We start from the raw sequence: 18,763 nt of genomic DNA on the forward strand, positions 1-18,763 counted from the left end.
GAAGAGGATTTCGCCATGCCCGCAGCAAGATGGAGCCGACCGGCGGTGCTCGCCGCCGGTCTGGCCTTGGCCCTGGTCGCGCCCGTGGTGCCGGCCTGGGTGGGCGCGGGGACGCCACCGGCCCAGGCCGCCGTCTCCACCGCCGACAGTGATCAGCTCAAGACGTGGTGGCACGACAACCACGAGTTCAACACCAGCAGCCCGGTGGCGAGCGACAAGGTCAGGCGCTCGTCGTTCTACGACGTCCAAGTCGCCACCGCCGCGGCGCCCGCGACCCGGTACGACTCGTTCACGTACCTGAGCATCCCGCGCAGCGGCAAGGGCAAGATCGGCTACACCAAGGAGGACGGCGCGGAGTTCTCCTCGTCGGCGAACCTGACGATGAGCTGGTCGTCCTTCCAGTACGCCACCGACGTGTGGGTCGACGTGTCCCTGCGCACCGGCCAGAGCGTCTCCTCGGCCGACCAGGTGAAGATCAAGCCCAGCGGCCTGAACTTCACCAAGCAGCTCGTCGACGGCGACACCGTCCGCATCAAGGTCCCCTACAGCGCGGCGGGCTACCGCTTCTCGGTCGAGTTCGACCCGCAGCTGTACACGGCGTACAACGACATGTCGGGCCCGGCCGGCGACGCGGGCAAGCTCACCACCGCGTCCGGCGGCGGCAACCGCGCCATCCACACCGAGCCGCGCAACTCCATGGTGGTCTTCGCCGAACCCGCGCCGACCGGGGCCGAGCGGGACCGGCTGATCCCCACGGCGGCCTCGGGCAGCACCTACTACCCGCCGCAGGGCCAGGTCACCAACCTGAACACGATCAGCGAGGAGATCGTGTACTTCCGGCCGGGCACCTACTACATGACCTCGAAGTACCACGCGCTGCTGCCCAAGCAGGTCAAGTGGGTCTACCTGGCGCCCGGCGCTTACGTGAAGGGCGCCATCCGCTTCCCCGACGACAGCCAGGGCCTGTACAAGGTGACCGGGTACGGCGTGCTCTCCGGTGAGCAGTACGTCTACGAGGCCGACACCGCCAACAACTACGACCACCTCTCCGGCGCGTCCAACTGCCACTCCACCTGCGTGAAGATGCTCCAGTTCGCCTCGGCCCAGGGCCGGCAGCAGCACCTGGACCTGCAGGGCGTGACCATCAACGAACCGCCGTACCACTCGTTCGTCGTCTACGGCGACGAGCAGACCTTCAGCATGCGCGTCGAGAACTACAAGCAGGTCGGCTCCTGGTACTGGCAGACCGACGGCATCGAGCTCTACCGCGGCAGCACCATGAAGAACACGTTCTTCAACGCCAACGACGACGTGCTGAAGATGTACCACAGCGACGTCACCATTGATAACACCGTGGTCTGGAAGAACGAGAACGGGCCCGTCATCCAGTGGGGCTGGACCCCGCGCAACATCGACAACGTGCGTGTGAACAACACCCACGTCATCCACAACCGGATGTACTGGAAGGACGTCAAGTACAACACCTGCATCCTCAACTCCTCCTCGCACTGGGAGGACATGGGCTCCACCACCAAGGCCGACCCCAACGCGTGGGTGAAGAACATGACCTTCGAGAACATCACCGTCGAAGGCATGACCAACTGCGCCATCCGCGTCTTCGCCCTCTCCAGCACCGAGAACATCCACGTCAAGAACCTCAAGATCGACGCTTGGAGCCAGCTCGACGCTTCTTCGCAGGTCAACCTGCTCAAGCGGTACAGCAACAGCGGCGGGCAGAAGGTCACCCTCGGCAACGAGACGCGGGACAGCCGCGGCCTCAAGCTGGAGAACTACACCGTCGGCGGCACCGTCATCGACAAGTCCGGCACCAACTGGGCCGCCGACCAGCTCGGCCGCATCGGCTTCGACGCCGAGACCTGGGACAACTGGAACGCGTGGGGCCCGGGCGGCGGCAACCCGGACCCGGTCACCGGCGGCCGGATCGTCAACGGGGCCTCCGCCAAGTGCGTCGACCGCGCGGGCGGCGGCACGGCGAACGGCACCGCGGCCCAGCAGTGGACCTGCGCCGACGTGCCCGCCATGACCTGGACCCTCGACGGGCAGCAGCTCAAGTCCGGCGGCAAGTGCCTGGACGTCGAAGGCGGCGCCACCGCCAACGGCACCAAGGCCCACCTGTGGGACTGCGGCACCTGGGACAGCCAGAAGTGGGCCTTCCAGTCGAACGGCACCCTGAAGAACCTCAAGTCAAACCGGTGCCTGGACGTCGAAGGCCAGAGCACGACCAACGGCGCCCGCCTGCACCTGTGGGACTGCGGCACGTGGCACAGCCAGAAATGGACCCTCACCGGCTGACCGGCGATTGCGCGGCCACCCTCGTTCGGTAAGCGTTCCGTCGTGAAAAGGACGGAACGCGGTGGAAGCATGGCTGGGTGAGCCGCACCCCGAACAATACTCGACGAAATTCTGTCATTGACAGCAAAAAGCTCGTCTCACTAATCTGAAGAAGCCGCCGCCACGGTGTTCCAGCCCCGGCGGGACACATTTCCCCCGGTGCTTCCTTCCGATCCTGACGGAGGCACACCCATGAAGAAGTCGGCCAAGGCGGCCTGGTCCGCCACCGGCGTCGCCGGTCTCGCGCTGTCCGCGGCGTTCGTCGCGTCCTCGCTGCCCGCGAGCGCGAACGTCGTCGCGGTCACGTCCCCCGTGAGCGCGGGACCGGCGGCCCACGGTCAGCAGTACCCGGACGGACCATCCTCGGTCGACGGCTCGCCCCTGGAGCGGTGCCGCCGGGGCACGGACTACGCCGTGCCGGGCCGCAACCCGGTCCTGGACGAGCCGCTGAACACCACCTTCAAGAGCAACGTCGGCCTGTCGGTCAAGGTGCAGCTCGAAGGCGGCACCTTCTACGGCAACCGCAAGCTCGTCTTCACCAACACCAGCGCCGCGCCCGTGCACACCGACTGCCTGGTGCTGAAGTTCCGCGCCCCCTCGGGCTCGGTGGACCACCACTACCGGGCGTCGGTCCAGTACGGGCACCCGCAGCAGGACTACGTCGAGGTCCCGCGCGGCAACGGCGAGTCGCACTACATCATCCGGTTCGGGTTCCACGACGTGCCGCTGGCCGACCGCACCGTCCCGGTCGGGCAGACGTGGACCTACGAGCTGGCCGGCTCCAACCAGGGCTCGATGAGCCTGGAGGCCACGCGTGACTCCGTCGAGGTCCTGGCGGACATGAACGTCGGCGGCAACCACTGGATCTCCCAGTACGGCACCAAGCGCCTGGGCAACTGACCCCAGGCAGGGTGGCGGCCCCGCGACGACGCGGGGCCGCTGCCCGGCCACCCCGGGAGGATCCACGTGAGAACCCTCGTCTGCCTCGCCCTGACCGGCGTGGTCGTGGCCGGCTGCGCGTCCGGCGAACCCGACCACTCGCACCACCAGCACCACTCGATGACGGCGGAGGACGCCGCGCGGTTGCGCGGGGTCGCCACCACCTACCTCGGCCTGCTCTCGGGCGGCGACCCGACCACGGCGTGGGACATGTGGACCGCCGAAGCGCAGCGACGCGATCCGCGGGAGGCGTTCGTCGACCGGCTCGCGCACTGCGGACCCGGAGTGCCCTACGAGGTGCTCGGCGTCGTCGCCGACGGGCCGGACCTCGCCCGGGTCGCCTGGCGGCACGGCGAGCGCACCGGCGAGCACCTGCTGCGCCTGCGCGACGGGCAGTGGCGCGTCGACCCCGTCGACACCACCACGTGCGGTGCGCCGTGACCGGCCGCGCGGTGACGCTGCTGCGCGGCGCGCTCGGCCTGGTGTTCGTGTGGTTCGGCGCGCTCAAGGTCGCCGACGTGACACCGGTCGCCGACCTGGTCGCCCGCACCGTGCCCTGGCTGGACCGCGGCCTGCTGCTGGTCTCGCTGGGGTCGGCGGAGGTCGTGCTCGGCGCGGCGCTGTGGCTCGGCCGCCGCCTGCGCTGGGTCGCCGCCTGTGCCGCGGCCCACCTGCTCGGGACGTTCCTCGTGCTGGTGGTCCAGCCGCGGGCGGCGTTCCAGGCGGGCAACCCGCTGCTGCTGACCACCGAGGGCGAGTTCGTCGTCAAGAACCTCGTCCTGATCACCGCGTGCCTGGTGCTCATGTCCGCGGACCAGCCACGACGGGCCCGGCACCGTCCCGCGCAAACGCCGGCGACCCTGCCGAACCCCGCCGCCACGGCCTACCGCGTCACCGACTGACCGGCGCTCCCGGCGCGTGCCGGATCGCCGAAGGTGCTCGACGTCAGTACCGACACCACCCCAGACGCCCCCGCGCGGCCCGACCACGCGGGGTGAGCGGGACCGCTCGGTGGCGGCCGGCTGGTCCCGCTCGTGCGGAAGCGGTGGCGTCGTCGACCTCGACGACGCCACCGCCCCCGAACCCCTCACCCATGGAGGACACCACATGCACACCGCATCACCCACCAAGCAACGCCGAACCGCCCTGCACCTCGCCGTGTTGTTATCGCTCATCGCCACGGCGCTGACCTTCCAGCCGACCAGCGCCTCGGCTCACGGCACCGTGGTCGACCCGCCCACCCGCAACTACGGCTGCGCCACCCGTTGGAACGGTCCGGACGCCCCGGGCATGCAGGAACAGGACTTCATGTGCTACCTCGCGTGGCACCAGAGCCCCGACGCCATGTGGAACTGGAACGCCCTGTACGCCAACAACCTGGGCGAGAACCTCGAGAGCGCCGTCCCGGACGGCCAGATCTGCAGCGCCGGCCGCGCGGAGGGCGGGCGCTACGCACCGATGGACAACCCCGGCCCTTGGAAGGCCACCAGGGTCGGCAGCAACTTCCCCGTCACCGTGCAGGACGTGGCCCGGCACGGCGCGGACTACCTGAAGATCTACATCACCAAGCAGGGCTTCGACCCCACCACCTCGATGATCGGCTGGGGCGACCTGGACTTCGTCAAGCAGACCGGCCGCTACAGCTCCCAGTTCGAGTACAAGACCGACGTGACCACCTCCGGCTACCAGGGCCGACACGTCCTCGTCACGATCTGGAAGGCCTCGCACATGGACCAGAAGTACTTCCTGTGCAGTGACATCGACTTCGGCTGACCCCTCGACGGCACCGTCCCGCCGATCGCGGGACGGTGCCGTCGGTGGGGCCGGAGCCGTGGGCGTCGCCGCCGGTCCACGAACCGGGCGAGTGGGAAGCGGTGGCCGAGGACGACTCACCGCCGACACGGACCTCCTCCGGGACGCCGCAGTGGATCCGGGCGTGGCGGCGGACAGGCGGGGACGCGGCTGCGGTGATCCGAGCGTTCCGGCGCTGAACCCCTGTCGGCCACCGCACGGCGGGTCTACCGTCGGACCGCGTTGCCGGCCGACGAGATGAGGTGCCCGTGACCCGCTTGCTCGTGGTCGTCGGCCTGGTGGCCTCGCTGCTCGTCCCCGGCACCACCGCGTCGGCCGCTCGAGGCGGAACGATCGAACCCGTGGCCGAGTGCGCCGCCCTGGTCCGCGACTTCGCGATACCGGGAACCCGCGTGCACGTGACGAGCGCGGAACCGGTGCGGGCAGGTGCCGAGGCCGCGCACTGCGCGGTGCTCGGGTACGTGGAACCGCACGTGCGGTTCCACCTGAAGCTGCCCACCACCTACACCGGGCGTTACCTCCAGTACGGTTGCGGCGGGTTCTGCGGCACGCTCGCGGCACCCCAGTTCCCCGACTGCGGCCCGGAGGTCGGCGGCCTCGCGGTCGCCACCACCGACGACGGGCACGTGAGCCAAGCGCCCGTGCCCTCAGTGGACGGCACCTGGGCCGCCGCGGACCAAGCCGCCCGCGACGACCTCGCGTTCCGCGCGCCGCACGTGGTCTCAATGGCCGCCAAGCGGATCATCGAGCACTTCTACGGCGAGCCGCCGTCGTTCTCCTACTTCGGCGGCTGCTCCAACGGCGGACGGGAGGCGCTGCTGCTGGCCCAGCGCTACCCGCACGACTTCGACGGGATCATCGCCGGCGCGCCGGTGAACTACATGTCCCCGGTGCTGCTCTACCAGGCGTGGCTGGTCCGGGCCAACACCGGCGCGGACGGCCGACCGGTGCTCACCGCCGACCGGCTGCCCGCCCTGCACGACGCGGTGATGAGGCACTGCGACCACCTCGACGGCCTGGTGGACGGCCAGATCGACGACCCGCGCCGGTGCGACCACGACCCGGCCGCGCTGCTCTGCCCACCCGGCGTCGACCGGCCGACGTGCCTCACCCCGGCCCAGGTCGACGCCGCCCGCCGGCTGTACGCCGGACCCACCGACGCCCACGGCGACAAGCTCTACCCGGCGGGCCAGGAACGGGGCTCCGAACCGGGCTGGGCCGGCTGGGTCATCCCCGTCCCCGAGTTCGGTGACGCCTCGGTGGCCGCGTTGCTGGCGGACAACTACCTCCGGTACCTGGGTTACCCGATGGGCACGCCGCACTCGTCGTTGGCCGATGTCGAGTTCACCACCCGCGAGTTCGCCCGGCTGGGCGTGGAAGGCTCGCACGGCAACGCGATGAGCCTCGACCTGCGCGAGTTCCGCCGCGCGGGCGGCCGGTTGATCCTCTGGCACGGCTGGAGCGACCAGGGCATCCCGCCACGCGGCCTGCTCGACTACTACGAACGGCTGGCGCGGCACGACGGCGGCGACATCCGGCGCTGGGCGCGGGTGTTCATGGTGCCCGGCCTCCAGCACTGCGGCGGCGGCACCGGCTTGACCGAGTTCGACCCGCTGCACGCCCTCCTGGCTTGGGTCGAGCACGGCACCGCCCCCGACCGGATCATCGCCACCGGCCGCGACACCGCCGGTACCGTGGTGCGCACGCGACCGGTGTTCCCGTACCCGCTGACCGCGCGCTACGACGGCACCGGCAGCGTCGACGACGCGGCGAACTTCCGGCCCGCCCCACCGACCCGTCCGACGCGTGACGCGGTGGACTGGGTCGGCGCCTACCTGCACCACAAGCCCGGCCCGGTCGCACCATGACCGCCCGCGCGGTTACCTGTCGCCCAGTCGCGTGACCATCGCGTCGAGCGTCGGCCAAGGGGGACCGTCGTGCAGGGCGCGCAGGAGTTCGTCGCCGAACAGCCTCCCGTTCGGGAACTCGTCGCCGAGGTGCCAACGCCACGCGGCGACCATCGCCAGCACGAGCTGTCGGCACGAGTCCAGCAGCTCTCGATCGATGCCCGGGTAGTGCGCGCAGACCGCCTCGGGCACGTGGGCGAGGTCGAACTCCACGGGTCCGCGGCAGCACGTCTCGAAGTCGATGAACAACGGCCCGTCCACCGTGCCGAGCACGTTGCCCGGGTGCGGCTCGCCGTGGAGCAGCTGCTCCACCGCACCGCGCTCCTCGATCTCCCGACGCAGGCTCGCCAACCTGCCGCTGAGGAAGGCGCGCTCGGCGTCGGGGAGTTCCGGTGAGCGAGCCGGGTCGGTGATGATCTCTTCCGCCTCCGTGATCCGGTCGGTGAACCGCGGGCTCGGCAGCCCGACCTGGCGCATGCCGACGTGCAGCCGTGCCAACGCCTCGGCGAAGTCGACCGGCGCGACGTGAGGCGTCACGGGCTCGTAGTAAGTCCACAGCGTCACCGTGAAGCCATCACGCGTGTAAACCCGAGGGTCCACCGAGGGCTCCAACGGACACACCGGGCATCCGACCTCGGCCAGCCGCTGAGCGAGTTCGACCTCGAACCGCGCGACCTCTTGCCCGACGGGGGCGACCCGGGCGAAGACGTCGCAGGGCGTCAACCGCAGTGCCAGCTTGTTCGAGTTGTGGAGCACGATCGCGTCGCCGACCGACAAGCCGACCGACGCGGCAACCGAAGTCGCGGCGGCCATCGCACGCGTCACACCCGACTGGTCCATTCCCGGATCTTGGCACACCGCCCGACCCGGCTTTCCGCGCGGAGGGGCGGTCGCACGAGCTGGAAAGAACCTTCGTTCAGGAACGACCAGGGGTGCTGCGCACGATGGGCGCGATCACGACCAGCAGCCGTCGAATCCTTGCACTGCCTTCACGTGACCTCCGCTCGTGCCGTTCGCCGGTTCACAGCAGGGCGGTGAAGGTGGCGGTGCCGCTGACGCTGGTCAGGCCCTGCGGGGTGAGGCAGGCGGCGAGGTCCGTGGCCGGCAGGACCTTGGTCTGCACGACGGTCGCGCCCTGGAACAGGCCGTCGACCACGGTGCCGGTCAGCACCAGGACGGTGGTGCCGCCGGGCTTGAGGTTGACCTCGAAGCCGCCTTCGACGGTGCTGCTGTCGCCGGTGTTCCAGTGATAGGTGGAGGTGTTGGTGGTGGAGCCGGCCAGGCAGCTGAACGTGCCGCTGACCAGGGCCGTGAAGGTGGCTCCGGTGATCTCGGGGTGGCTGGGCGACACGCAGCCGCCGAGCGTGCCGGTGGCGCGGAAGTCGATCTGCCTGGGCAGCAGCGTCATGCCGGGGGAGTACGTGCCGACCTGGGTGCCCAGCGAACAGTTGACGTCCACCACGCTCGCCGCGGACGCCTCGGACGCCGAAGCGGGCACGGGCAACAGCGCCGCGCCGAACAGCCCGCCGACCGCGGCGACGATCAATGAACGCAGGCGCATGAGGATTCCCGTTCTGTGGAAAGGGCGATGGACAGGCCGAGTCTCGCGATCCGTCCGCCACTGTTTCAATCGGCTGAACGGCTTGGTGAGGAACACCGTGCGTGGGTGTCCTCGCCGCAGAACTGCGGAGCGCGCGATAGGTGCGGTTTCCTCGAAAAGTGCCCTGGAAGTAACTGCTGCCGCTCGGGTTCACCCACACATCACCGCTGCCCGCCGCGTTGTAGACGAGACGGCCGTCGGGAGTCCGGATCACGACCGGGCTTCTCCCCGGCGTGAGTGCCGGGGATCCCGCGGTGACCGGGAGGGAAGTGATGTTCGGTTCCGCCTCACCACCGACGGAGTAGAAGTCCAGCGGGTTGGACGAGATCTTGTAGTGCACGTTGTCGCCGCCGCCGACGTACTCGTAGGTCAGCATCCACCGGCCGTCGGAGGTGGGCACCATGTTCGGCATCCCGGGTCGCCCGCCGCCGATCTGGTCGACACCGGCCACGCTAGGCGTGAAGCGCTCGCTCGTCGACGTCCTCGGCGACCTACCCGCCGCCGGCGCCGAAGCGCTCGACCCCGAGGCCGTCGACCGCTGACATGGCCGATCCCGGCCACCCCGCCGAATGCGGCCGGACCCGACCCGTGGCCGCGGACCTGTGCCGCTCTCCGGAACGCCCCGCCAACCCGCCAAACCTCAGGCGAGCCCGAGCCGATAGCGCTCAGCGATGATCATTCGATGATCCAGGGGAACTGCCGGATCGTCGAGCACCTCGGGCCGGTGGAACGCGCTGTCGACCGCTCGCGCGTCGGACGACTTCGCGTCGCTCTTGCGCGCGAACTCGTTGAACAGCAGTACCTTCTCTTCCACCACCTCGCGGATCCGCTCGTCAATGCTGCCCTTGGCCAGCAGACGGTGCACTTGTACGGCGTGTGCTTGGCCCATCCGGTGTGCGCGGGCGATCGCCTGGTCCTCGGCGCCGGCTGTCCACTGTGGATCGGCAATGACGACCACGGACGCCGCTTGGACGTTGAGACCGAGGCTGCCGGTCGTGATCTGGCTGAGCAGCACGGCGGGGCCCCGTCGGTCTGTAAGTTCGTCCACCATGGCCTGACGCCGCTGTGGCGAGACCTTGCCGACCAGCGGCCCGATGGCGAGATCACCCAGCCGCCGGTGCAGGATGGATAGCGCTTCCAGGAAGAAGGAGAAGACGATCACCTTGCGTCCGTCCTCGACGGCTTCCTCGATGATCTCCGACAGGCGCTGGAGCTTGGCGGAGTCCTGCGAGGTCAGCAAGACGCGCCTCATCTCCATCATGTTTCCCGTTGCGACGGCCTCGCGGTAGGCCCTCTCGTCCGCCGGCGTGAGACGCACCCAGTCCTCCACCTCGATCTTGTCCCGGAGTTCCTTGAGCACGTCTTCCTGGTTGCGTCTCAGGTAGACGGGGGCGACCTGACGGCGGAAGGTCTTGGCGCCATGCAGGAGGTCGGCGGGGTCGATCAGCGCGGCGCGGGCGGGGTCCAGGTGGTGCACGAGGTTGCGAAACTCCTCGACGCGGTTCTCCATCGGTGTTCCGGTGAGGAACAGCACGCGGTGCGCGCGGTCGATGACCTTCACCACTTCCTGGGCCCGACGGGTCTGCGGGTTCTTGACCTGGTGCGCCTCGTCGACCACGAGCACGGACAGCTTGACCTGTTCCGTGAGCTCCAACCGCCCGAGCGTGGTGAAGGTGGTGACCGCGATGCCTCCTTCGCGCAGCCAGAGCCGCGTGTTCGACTCCCTGTCGTTGCCGTACAGGCTGAACGCCCTCAGCCGGCTGTGCTTGTCGATCTCATTGAGCCAGTTGACCTGCACGCTGGCCGGGCAGATCACCATGAACCGGCTCTGCCCCTGGGCGGCCAGGTGCGCGATCACGGCGAGCGCCTGCACCGTCTTGCCAAGTCCCATCTCGTCACCCAGGATCACCCGCTCCTGGTGGATCGCGTACTGAGCACCGAAGACCTGGTACTGGCGCAACGTCAACGTCGGCTTGAGGAGGCCGACGTCGAGCGGCACTGCGTCGATCTTCCGGCGCAGTTCAGGACCGAGGTGGCCTCGGGCGACGTCCTCCTGCGCGTCCGAGGCACCCAGTGTGGAGAGCAACGCGTTCACTGACGCCGCGTCGCGCAGGTAGAGCTGCCACGACAGCGCCGGGTCGAATGCGCCCGGGTCGATCGCGCGCTCGGCCTTCCCGATCGCGTCCGCCAGCTTCAGCGTGTCCGACTCGCCGGCCAGCAGGGCCAGTTCGACCAGCGCCGCTCTCGCTTCATTCCGCGTCGTGGGCCGGAAGGGCAAGGTCCACCGCCAGAGAGCGGACGCGGTCGGGGCGGCCTTGGCCAGTAGGGGCGCGGAGCGCTCGCGAAACCGGGCCACCTGATCGTGCAGTCCGGCCACTGCGGCGTCGGCGCCGCGGATGGCGAGCAGGAAGCCTAGCAGCCGGGTGTGGCCCGGTGTCCGGTGATCGGGGTCGAACCGGACATCGCTGTTGCGGATGAGCCGCTCCCGGTATTCCGCCGCGGCGCGCAGGACATCGTCCACCGTCTGTGCGCCGACCTTGGGAATCATGGTGAGCTGGTGCCGGGGAGTGGCTTCGATGCTGCCGATCGTCGGAAAACCGGCATTGATCAAGGTGCCAAGCCGGATCGACCGGCCGACGAACGGCTTCAGCTCCTCGGCGGGCAGCCCTCGCACACGCGCCGTTGCCTCGGCCCGCACCAGGGCGGTGATCTGCTCACGCGCGGCACGGCGCAATTCCTGTGGAGCGCGCTCGAGTTCCGCCGCGCGGTGCGAGAGCGCGCGCACCAGCTTGAGGACGGCCCTGGACGGCCGGTGCACCCCGCCGTCGGTTCGTTGCGAAGTGGTCACGTGCACTCCTGAGATCGCTGGTAGCCGACATGACGGGGACGGCGCCCCACCGCGACGCACATGGTGCGCATTCGCGGTCCGGGGAGCCCCGACGGCGGGGGCGACACCGTGCTCTGATCGAGCTGGGCGAGTCGACTGCGGTGCCGTCGATTTTGCCGCGCGCAGTGCTGCCAGAGCAGGTGTTTCCCGTTGCCTACTCGGGTGGGAAACGGGAAACCCGGAACGGGCGATCGACACGTTAACCCGTTCGATGCGTGCAGTCCAATCCGTCCGGTAATTGTCCAGTGGACAGATAAAGGACATCGTCAAGGACGTCCAAGAGGAAACGGGAAACACTTCGCTACTCGCCGGTAGGACTTGTCACTGCGGCGATCCGGTGTGGCACTATCCGCAGTGTCGCCAATTCGCTGGCCCATCCGAGCGGCCGGCTCCCCATTCAGCGCAATCCCTTCAAGCGAGGTGCACTGCCAGTGACGAAGGTCTTCCTCAATTACCGAGTGACCGACCAGCCGTACGCCGCCGTCCTGCTCGACCGCGCGTTGTCCGAGCGTTTCGGCTCGGACGCCGTGTTCCTGGCCTCGAAGTCGATCCCTCCTGGAGCCGATTGGGAGGTGAGGATGTTCGAGGCCGTCGAGCAGTGCGCCGCCCTGCTGGTCGTGATGGGCGCGAACTGGCTGGGCGCGAGGCGCTCGGACGGCAGCCGACGCCTGGAAGACCCCGACGACTTCGTTCGGCGCGAGCTCCTGACGGCGTCGGCGCTGGACAAGGTCGTCGTGCCCGTGCGGTTCGACTGCGCGCGAGTGCCGAAGGAGGAGTTCCCGTCCGGCTTGACCTGGTTGGCCGAACTCCAGGACGCCGAGGTTCGCTTCCGCACCGCGAAGGATGACATCGACCGGCTGGCCAACCGGTTGGCCAAGGAGGTCGAAGGCCTGCCCGAGCCGCGCCTGCACCCCTCCGACACCAACGCCTTCACCGTGTCCGGCAACAAGAACAACGTGGTACAGGCCGGGAGGATCGACGTCGCCCGCGACTTCCACGCCGGTCCCAGCTACGGGCGCGGTCGGAGGAATTCGTGATCGACGACCTAGAGGCGCTCGACCCCATGTCCGGCCTGCCCGGGTCGGACGAGCGGCTTCCGCGTGCCGACGACCAGGACGTGCCGCCGATGTCCCAGGAGGAGACGGTGGCGCGGCTGATGGACGACGCGAGCGGGATCGACGTCGCCCGCGCGCTGGCCATCGCGTCGCAGTTGGGCCGGGGGCGAGCCGACAACATCAACGAGTTCCGGGCGGGCATCACCGTTCACGGCGACTTCCTGGCGGGCTCGGCACGGAGGGCCAGGCCGCGTCGGCCGACCGCCGTGCCGGTGGACGCGACGCAATTGGCCGATGTCGACAACTACGTGCGGCCGGAGGGCTTCGAGACGGGGACCGCGGCTCTCGCGACCTCGCACCTGGTGATCCTCGCCGGTCAAGCGCGGACCGGAAGGCGGTCGCGCGCCCTCGCGATGCTCGACGAAGTCCTGGGCGGAGCCGAGCACCCAGATGTCGTCGAACTGCCCGTGAGCGTGTTGGGAAGCCTTCAGTGGCAGCCGCCCGCGCGCGGGCGGGGATTCGTCGTGCTCGACCAGCCGACCAGGGGCGCGCACGCCGCCCACCGGCTCGACGACACGTGGCTCACCCGCGTGTCGGGTCTCCTCCGCGACCAAGGCAGGTTCCTGGTCGTCGTCACCGGACCGGTGGAGGGAACCCTCGCTTCCGCCGTGCACCGCTTCGAGCATGTGCTGGACGACCTCGCCCTGCCCGATCCACTGGAAATCGTGCGGAAGAGGGTGACGACCGCCGCGCCGCAGGTGGGCGGTCCGCGGTTCGACGAGTTGGCCGTGAGGGCGCAGCTCGTCGACGTCCTGGCGGAGCGCGACGACCCGCACTTCGCCACCCGCGTGGCACACGTGCTCGTGGAGTCGTTGCGGCTCGGAACGGATCCGCGGCAGGAGGTGGCGCGGCTGCGCAGTCCTCACGAGCAGGTCGCCGAGTGGTTGAGTGCGTCGCCGGCGCTGTCGGAGATCGCGTTCGTGACGGCCACCGCAGTGCTCGAGCAGTTGACCTACCTGTGGGTGGTCGACGCGGCGGTGCAGTTGTCCCGTGCGCTCGGCGGTGGTGCGGGCTCCACCCTCCGCTACTCGCGCATGCTCGGCGCGGAGCGGGGGTGGATCAAGCGGACCGAGCACGCCAGTGGTCCCGAAACGCTCCGGTTCCGTCACGACGACCTGCGCGAAGCGGTGCTCGCCGGGCTCTGGCTCCAGCTGGACGGCGCGCGGGGCAAGGTCGTGGCGTGGCTCAGCCGGCTCGCCGCGCACCCGAACGTGGAGATCCACGCCCGGGCCGCCGACGCAGCGGGCGTGCTCGCGGCCGTGGACTTCGAGTACGGCATGCACCAACTCTTCCTGCCCTGGGCGACGGACAGGTCCGCAGTGCTCAGGCAGAGCGCGGCGCTCGGCCTCGACGTCGCGGGCGCGCTGAGCGGTGAGGTGGGCGCGTTCTGGGGGCACGTGCAGCGGTGGGCCGATGAGCTCGGGTCGACCGCCCGCTCCCGCAACCTCGCCGACACCGCCGCGCTGGCGGCGGCTGGCCGGCTCGGCGTCGCCGACCCGGGACGTGCGCTCAACGTCTTGCGCAGCCTCGTGCGCAACCCGCAGTGGGCGCCGCTGACCTCCGTCTCGATCGCCGCGCGCACGCTGCTGGAGTCCGGTGTCACGACGCCGTTGCTGGAGGCGTTGCTCGACTGGAGCGGGACACCGTCCGACGAGCAGACCACGGCCAAGGCACTGACCGTGTTCACCTACGCGGTCCGTAGCACCGGTGGTTCGGGTGATGCGCTACCGGCCCTGCTCAGCGGACCGGAGCGGCACCTCGACCTGCTGGCCGAGCTGTGGGGCCGGGCGCTGTCCTGTGCGCCGGTGCGCGAGATCGCGGAGAACGCCCTGCGCGGGTGGGTCGCCGCGGCCGACGGCTCCCGCGTCCCACGACGGGCGGTCGTCGACGTGCTGGCCGGCATCGCCGACCGCTCCGACGACGATTTCGCCACTCTGGAGGACCTGCTCTCGACCTGGGCCTTCGACACCGACTCGCCGTCACCGACGGCAGCTCACTTTTACGACCACTTGCTCAAAGCAGAGGGGTAGAACACGTGATCCAGGAAACCTACAACCCGATCCTGCACCAGCGCAGCGGTATCCTGCTCCGCTTCACCACGCTGCGCGCACCGCAGCGCGGGACCGCGTTGGTGTTGGAGCACCGGGATGGCCGCCTCGACGTCATCGCGGCCGGTGCTCCCGCGCCCGGCCGACGGGGCGGTGGTCATCGGACGGCCTACCTGATCGACATGACCTCGCACGGGCTCACCTTCACCGTGCCGTCCCGCAGCGCCGACCCCTGGATGTTTTCAGTCACCTTCCGGTTCTCGTGCAGCGTGATCGAGCCGACGGTTGTCGTGCGGGAGGGCCACCGCGACATGGCCGCAGCGGTGTACGAGTCGATGGCCACCGTGGCGCGGAGCGTGACCCCGAAGTTCGGTGTCCTTGATGGCGACCGGGCGGCGATCGAGGTCCTGGACATCCTGCGCGGCGCCCGTTCACCGTACGGGCTCGACCTCTCGGTCGTCAGCGTCGACGTCGACGCCGCGGACGCCGAGGACCTCCGGGCCACCCAGCGCAACCTGCTCTTGGAGCGGATCAACCGCGAAGCGCGGCGCGACGTCGCGACGGGCTCCCGCGACGAGATGCTGGCCCACTACATGGCCATCAACAACGGTGACCCGTCCGCTTTCCTGAAGATGGAGCGCGACGCGCAGGAGGCCGAGGCCAAGGTCAACCTGGACCTGGTTCGGGCGGCATTGGAGTCCGGGAAGCTCTCCGCCGGTGAGAGCACCCGCATCAGCAAGCGGATCCTCGACCGGGTGGTGCCGACGCCGCAGCCCGGGCGGACCGGGCAGCTCCGCGACCGGCTGCGCGGCACCGTGCCCGGTGCGCTCGACGCCGGGCACGCCGTCATCGACGCGACGGGCCTGTCCGAGAGGGGCGACGGTGTCCGCCGGGATGGTTCGGAGGTGGACGAATGACGCCACTCGCCTCGTCGGACCTCGAACACCCGGTACGACCGGAAAGGAACCAGCAGCACGTGCGGGGAGAACGGTGCATCACGTGGCACGGGCCACGTCATGAACCCGGAGATCACAACGGCGATCCATCCCCTACTGGCGGTGTCTCATGACCGGTGTGGTGCCCCGGTGCGGTGGCTGTGGGGCGGCCGCGCTGGCGTCGAGCGGCAGGTGCGTGTTGTGCGACTACGTCACCGACTTGCCGGACGGGGAGCGTCCGGCACCCTCGCAGTTCCAGATCACCCTCGGCCCTCCTCCTCTGCCGGCCCCGGTCCAGGCAGAGCGCGCGGTGCCGGCACCCGAACCGCGGCACGCCGGCGAGGCGTCGCGCGTTCGTGCGATCGGTCCCGTCGTGCGCGGTGCCTGGCGGTGGATTCGCGGGGTGAGCCGAGGGTGGAAGCTCCCGGCCTGGGCGAAGAAGGCCCTGCCGGTCGCCGTTGTCTTATTGGCGGCGACGCAGTGGGACGTCCTCGAGTTGCCCTCGGCGACCTCGTCCGGCGAAAGCGCCGAGTGCCCGCACGAGGTCCGCAGGCACCTCGGACCAGCCTCCGGCGACGCCTCGCTCGTTGCGGCGTACCGGACGCCCTCATTCGTCGTGACGATCTGTCGGGACGGCAATGGAGGGCTGCACTACGACGGGCGCATGAGGGACCGTCCGATCACGCCGGACACGCACATCTCGTTGCGAGCGGAGCCGAGCCTCACCGGTTACGTCGCACGCAACGGGTCGACCGAGTACCGGGTGACGGAGTCGCGGTTGACCGTGACCAGCCCGGCCGGAGTGCTGGTCGACGAGAGCGCGACGCCGTACTCGCCGTGAGCGGGCGCGTCCCAGCGGAGGCCCGAGGCCAGACCGGGCACCGGGTGCACGAACTCGACGTGGACCTCGGAAGCCGCGTTCACCTCGACAGCGGTTCCCGCCACCACCGGGTCGTCGACGTCCTGTTGGTGGACGTCGGCCACCCTGGTGAGGCCGTACGGAACGGCGTCGTGCGGAAAGCGCACCCGCAACTCCGCCTTGGTGCACGGGTGTCGGGGTACGCACACGAAATGTGGTGCGGGCGCGTGCCCGGCGGGCAACCTGACCAGCATGGCGTACTCGTGCTCTTCACCGGCGTGCAGGGTGCGCGGGAGCTTCATCGTCAACCCCATGCGTGCGGATGACTCGGGACCGAGGATGCGCAGGGATCCGCCGTAGAAGACCTCGAAGGAGGCGTGCTGCACCAGTTGATCCGCAGACAGGCCCGTGACGTGGAAGGGAAGGTGGAGTTCGGAGACGTCGTCGGTGGCGACGACCCGCCGCACCTCCAGCAATTCGACGCGCGGCCGGTCCAGGACCATGGTCATGGCCAGGTGATCGGTCCACCAGCCGCCGCGGACGGCGGGCGTGCCGGTGTCGAGCAACGCCTGGGCCAGTACGGCGGTGCTGCGGTCGGCCCACCGCCGGGCCGTCCTCTCACCGACGCCGCACGTCTCCCCGTAACTCTCGACACGGTGTCGGTATGCGACGTTCCGCGCGTTGTAGTTGAACGCGGCCGCAAGCACGTCGCGCTCGTGCGCTGGGAGCCGGATCATGGCTTTCTCGAAGCCGCCGATCACCTTCCACCGGACTGTCGTGATGGAGTCCGCCGGCGCCACTGCGAACACGCGTTTGGCCATGCTGCCCATTCGTGCGGACAATCGTGGGTCGTAGATACCAAGCCCTCTGCGCATCGCACGCAATTCCATGTCCAACGTCTTGGCGATGTGGGCTGAGCGGACGGTCACCGCCGGATCCGTGTCGAGGATGACATGGCTTCGAGTGTTCCGGTGTGCTTGTCGCGTTGTCCAGCGCCCGATCGGGTGTTCACGAGCGGTCGGTGGTGTGAAACTGAGATTACTTGCCGAACAGGGTTTCGTTTGAAATTCCTCGGGTTCCGCTTTGTGTGGCAGCCGGTCGGAGTTCCACTACCAGGAAATGGCCGGAGCGTGGCTGTGCGGCCGAGTGGTGTCGGGGCTTCTCGCGGTTTCGAAGGCGCACAGGACGACGGGGCGCCGCCGCCGAGCATCGCCTCACGGACACGGCCGCGCTGCTGCACATCGACGTCGTCAAGGCCATCAGGGGGAGGCGGTGCGGGTAGCTGCACGGTGACCAACCGGACAAGTTCAGCCAGGACTGCCCGGTGGCCGGCGACCCGGCAGGGGCAGCAGGTCGAGGAACGCGGTCGCCGCCGGGGTTCGGCCGGTGCCACTCCAGATGAGGTACTCGACGCGCACCGGTGCGTCGGTGATCTCGACGGTGGCCAGGCCGGTCAGGTGGGGGACGTACGTCGAAGGCAGCAGCGCGATCGCCAGGCCCTTCCGCACGAGCCGCGCCATCATGAAGTCCGCGGTGGTGACCTCGAACGCGACCTCGCGGCGCAGGCCCGCGGCGGCGAACGCCTCGTCCGACTGCGCCCGCGCGGCCGAGTGCGGTGGCAGGTCGATGAACGTCTCGGTGGACAGCCGGGCGAGGTCCACGGCCGGCTCGTCCGCGAGCGGGTGGTCGGGGGCGACGACGGCGACCAGCCGGTCCCGGGCCAGCTCACGGAAGTCGACGCCCGCCGGCCGGGTGCTGGGGGGCAACCCGAGGAACGCGACCTCGATCCTGCCTTGCCGCACCTGTTCGACGAGTTCTTCGCTGCCGCCGACGCGGATGTCCAGCCGGACGTGGGGGTACCTCTCGCGGAACCGGCTCAACGCGTCCGGGATGTCGACCGCGGCCACCGTGGGGATGAGGCCGAGGGCGAGCCTGCCGCGCACCTCGCCGGTCGCCGCCGCCACGTCCGCGACGGCCCGCTCCGCGGCGTTGAGGCTCTCGCGGGCCGCGGCCACGAACGCCCTGCCCGCCGGGGTGATGCGCACGTGCCTGCTGGTGCGGTCGAACAGCCGGGCACCCAGTTCCCGCTCCAGGGCGGCGATCTGGCGGCTCAGCGCCGACTGGACGACCAGGCACTGCTCCGCGGCGCGCGTGAAGCTGTTCGTCTCGGCGACGGCGAGGACGTAACGCATCTGCTGGAGCTCCATGGATCAATGATGGAGCGGCATCGCTGGAGTGACAACAGTGCGTTGGACTCATCGCCGGCGCGCGGCGAGACTCGAGTCGTGACAAGGCCACACCGGGAGTTC

Annotated in this window: 15 protein-coding genes; 10 read left to right on the forward strand and 5 right to left on the reverse strand. The window is 69.7% G+C overall.

Translation table 11 applies throughout. The features are described from left to right. The first annotated feature begins 15 nt into the window (after positions 1 to 15). The 6 genes from LZG04_RS26910 to LZG04_RS26935 all read left to right on the forward strand — a co-directional run bounded on the left by LZG04_RS26910 (position 16) and on the right by LZG04_RS26935 (position 6,971). Complete coding sequence (locus LZG04_RS26910; protein ID WP_233821768.1) at positions 16 to 2,313, forward strand: family 49 glycosyl hydrolase; 2,298 nt, start codon at positions 16 to 18, stop codon at positions 2,311 to 2,313. A gap of 231 nt (positions 2,314 to 2,544) precedes the next feature. Continuing rightward, complete coding sequence (locus LZG04_RS26915; protein WP_233821770.1) at positions 2,545 to 3,252, forward strand: hypothetical protein; 708 nt, start codon at positions 2,545 to 2,547, stop codon at positions 3,250 to 3,252. 66 nt (positions 3,253 to 3,318) lie between these two features. Next, on the forward strand, positions 3,319 to 3,732 hold the full coding sequence (locus LZG04_RS26920; protein ID WP_233821772.1) for a hypothetical protein: 414 nt from the start codon (positions 3,319 to 3,321) through the stop codon (positions 3,730 to 3,732). Further along, on the forward strand, positions 3,729 to 4,193 hold the full coding sequence (locus LZG04_RS26925) for a DoxX family membrane protein (protein ID WP_233821774.1): 465 nt from the start codon (positions 3,729 to 3,731) through the stop codon (positions 4,191 to 4,193). The genes LZG04_RS26920 and LZG04_RS26925 overlap by 4 nt, the downstream gene beginning before the upstream one ends. Before the next feature lie 205 nt (positions 4,194 to 4,398). Continuing rightward, a complete protein-coding gene (locus LZG04_RS26930; RefSeq protein ID WP_233821776.1) occupies positions 4,399 to 5,064 on the forward strand; it encodes a lytic polysaccharide monooxygenase in 666 nt (221 codons plus the stop codon). 287 nt (positions 5,065 to 5,351) lie between these two features. Then, complete coding sequence (locus tag LZG04_RS26935) at positions 5,352 to 6,971, forward strand: tannase/feruloyl esterase family alpha/beta hydrolase (protein WP_233821778.1); 1,620 nt, start codon at positions 5,352 to 5,354, stop codon at positions 6,969 to 6,971. Positions 6,972 to 6,983: 12 nt separating this feature from the next. Here LZG04_RS26935 and LZG04_RS26940 read toward each other — a convergent pair whose 3' ends face one another. Both LZG04_RS26940 and LZG04_RS26945 read right to left on the reverse strand, forming a co-directional pair. Beyond that, positions 6,984 to 7,850 carry a phosphotransferase enzyme family protein gene (locus LZG04_RS26940; RefSeq protein ID WP_233821780.1) on the reverse strand — a complete coding sequence of 289 codons (867 nt, stop codon included), beginning with the start codon at positions 7,848 to 7,850 and terminating at the stop codon, positions 6,984 to 6,986. Positions 7,851 to 8,031: 181 nt separating this feature from the next. Continuing rightward, positions 8,032 to 8,571, reverse strand: a complete 540-nt coding sequence (locus tag LZG04_RS26945) for a hypothetical protein (protein WP_233821782.1) — start codon at positions 8,569 to 8,571, stop codon at positions 8,032 to 8,034. Between the two features lie 440 nt (positions 8,572 to 9,011). On the opposite strand from LZG04_RS26945, the gene LZG04_RS26950 reads away from it, so the two are divergent. Next, the gene (locus LZG04_RS26950; RefSeq protein WP_233821784.1) at positions 9,012 to 9,152 is read left to right on the forward strand and encodes a hypothetical protein; all 141 of its coding nucleotides are present in this window, start codon (positions 9,012 to 9,014) and stop codon (positions 9,150 to 9,152) included. A 98-nt stretch (positions 9,153 to 9,250) separates the two neighbouring features. Here the strand turns inward: LZG04_RS26950 and LZG04_RS26955 are convergent, their stop codons facing one another. After that, the gene (locus tag LZG04_RS26955; protein WP_233821786.1) at positions 9,251 to 11,458 is read right to left on the reverse strand and encodes a DEAD/DEAH box helicase; all 2,208 of its coding nucleotides are present in this window, start codon (positions 11,456 to 11,458) and stop codon (positions 9,251 to 9,253) included. Positions 11,459 to 11,928: 470 nt separating this feature from the next. On the opposite strand from LZG04_RS26955, the gene LZG04_RS26960 reads away from it, so the two are divergent. From LZG04_RS26960 to LZG04_RS26970, 3 genes are read left to right on the forward strand one after another with little or no spacing between them, the layout of a single operon-like run. Next, positions 11,929 to 12,534: a toll/interleukin-1 receptor domain-containing protein gene (locus LZG04_RS26960; protein WP_308199332.1), complete on the forward strand. Its 606-nt coding sequence runs from the start codon at positions 11,929 to 11,931 to the stop codon at positions 12,532 to 12,534. Then, the gene (locus tag LZG04_RS26965; RefSeq protein ID WP_233821790.1) at positions 12,531 to 14,642 is read left to right on the forward strand and encodes a phosphatidylinositol-specific phospholipase C1-like protein; all 2,112 of its coding nucleotides are present in this window, start codon (positions 12,531 to 12,533) and stop codon (positions 14,640 to 14,642) included. The genes LZG04_RS26960 and LZG04_RS26965 overlap by 4 nt, the downstream gene beginning before the upstream one ends. Before the next feature lie 5 nt (positions 14,643 to 14,647). Beyond that, positions 14,648 to 15,577, forward strand: a complete 930-nt coding sequence (locus tag LZG04_RS26970) for a hypothetical protein (RefSeq protein ID WP_233821792.1) — start codon at positions 14,648 to 14,650, stop codon at positions 15,575 to 15,577. 747 nt (positions 15,578 to 16,324) lie between these two features. Here LZG04_RS26970 and LZG04_RS26975 read toward each other — a convergent pair. Together LZG04_RS26975 and LZG04_RS26980 are read right to left on the reverse strand one after the other, a co-directional pair. Continuing rightward, on the reverse strand, positions 16,325 to 17,383 hold the full coding sequence (locus LZG04_RS26975) for a hypothetical protein (protein ID WP_233821794.1): 1,059 nt from the start codon (positions 17,381 to 17,383) through the stop codon (positions 16,325 to 16,327). Between the two features lie 378 nt (positions 17,384 to 17,761). Then, entirely contained in the window at positions 17,762 to 18,661 is a 900-nt protein-coding gene (locus LZG04_RS26980; RefSeq protein WP_233821796.1) for a LysR family transcriptional regulator, read from the reverse strand. Positions 18,662 to 18,763: the final 102 nt, after the last annotated feature.

Source organism: Saccharothrix sp. S26, from assembly GCF_021390395.1.
Classification (GTDB): domain Bacteria; phylum Actinomycetota; class Actinomycetes; order Mycobacteriales; family Pseudonocardiaceae; genus Actinosynnema.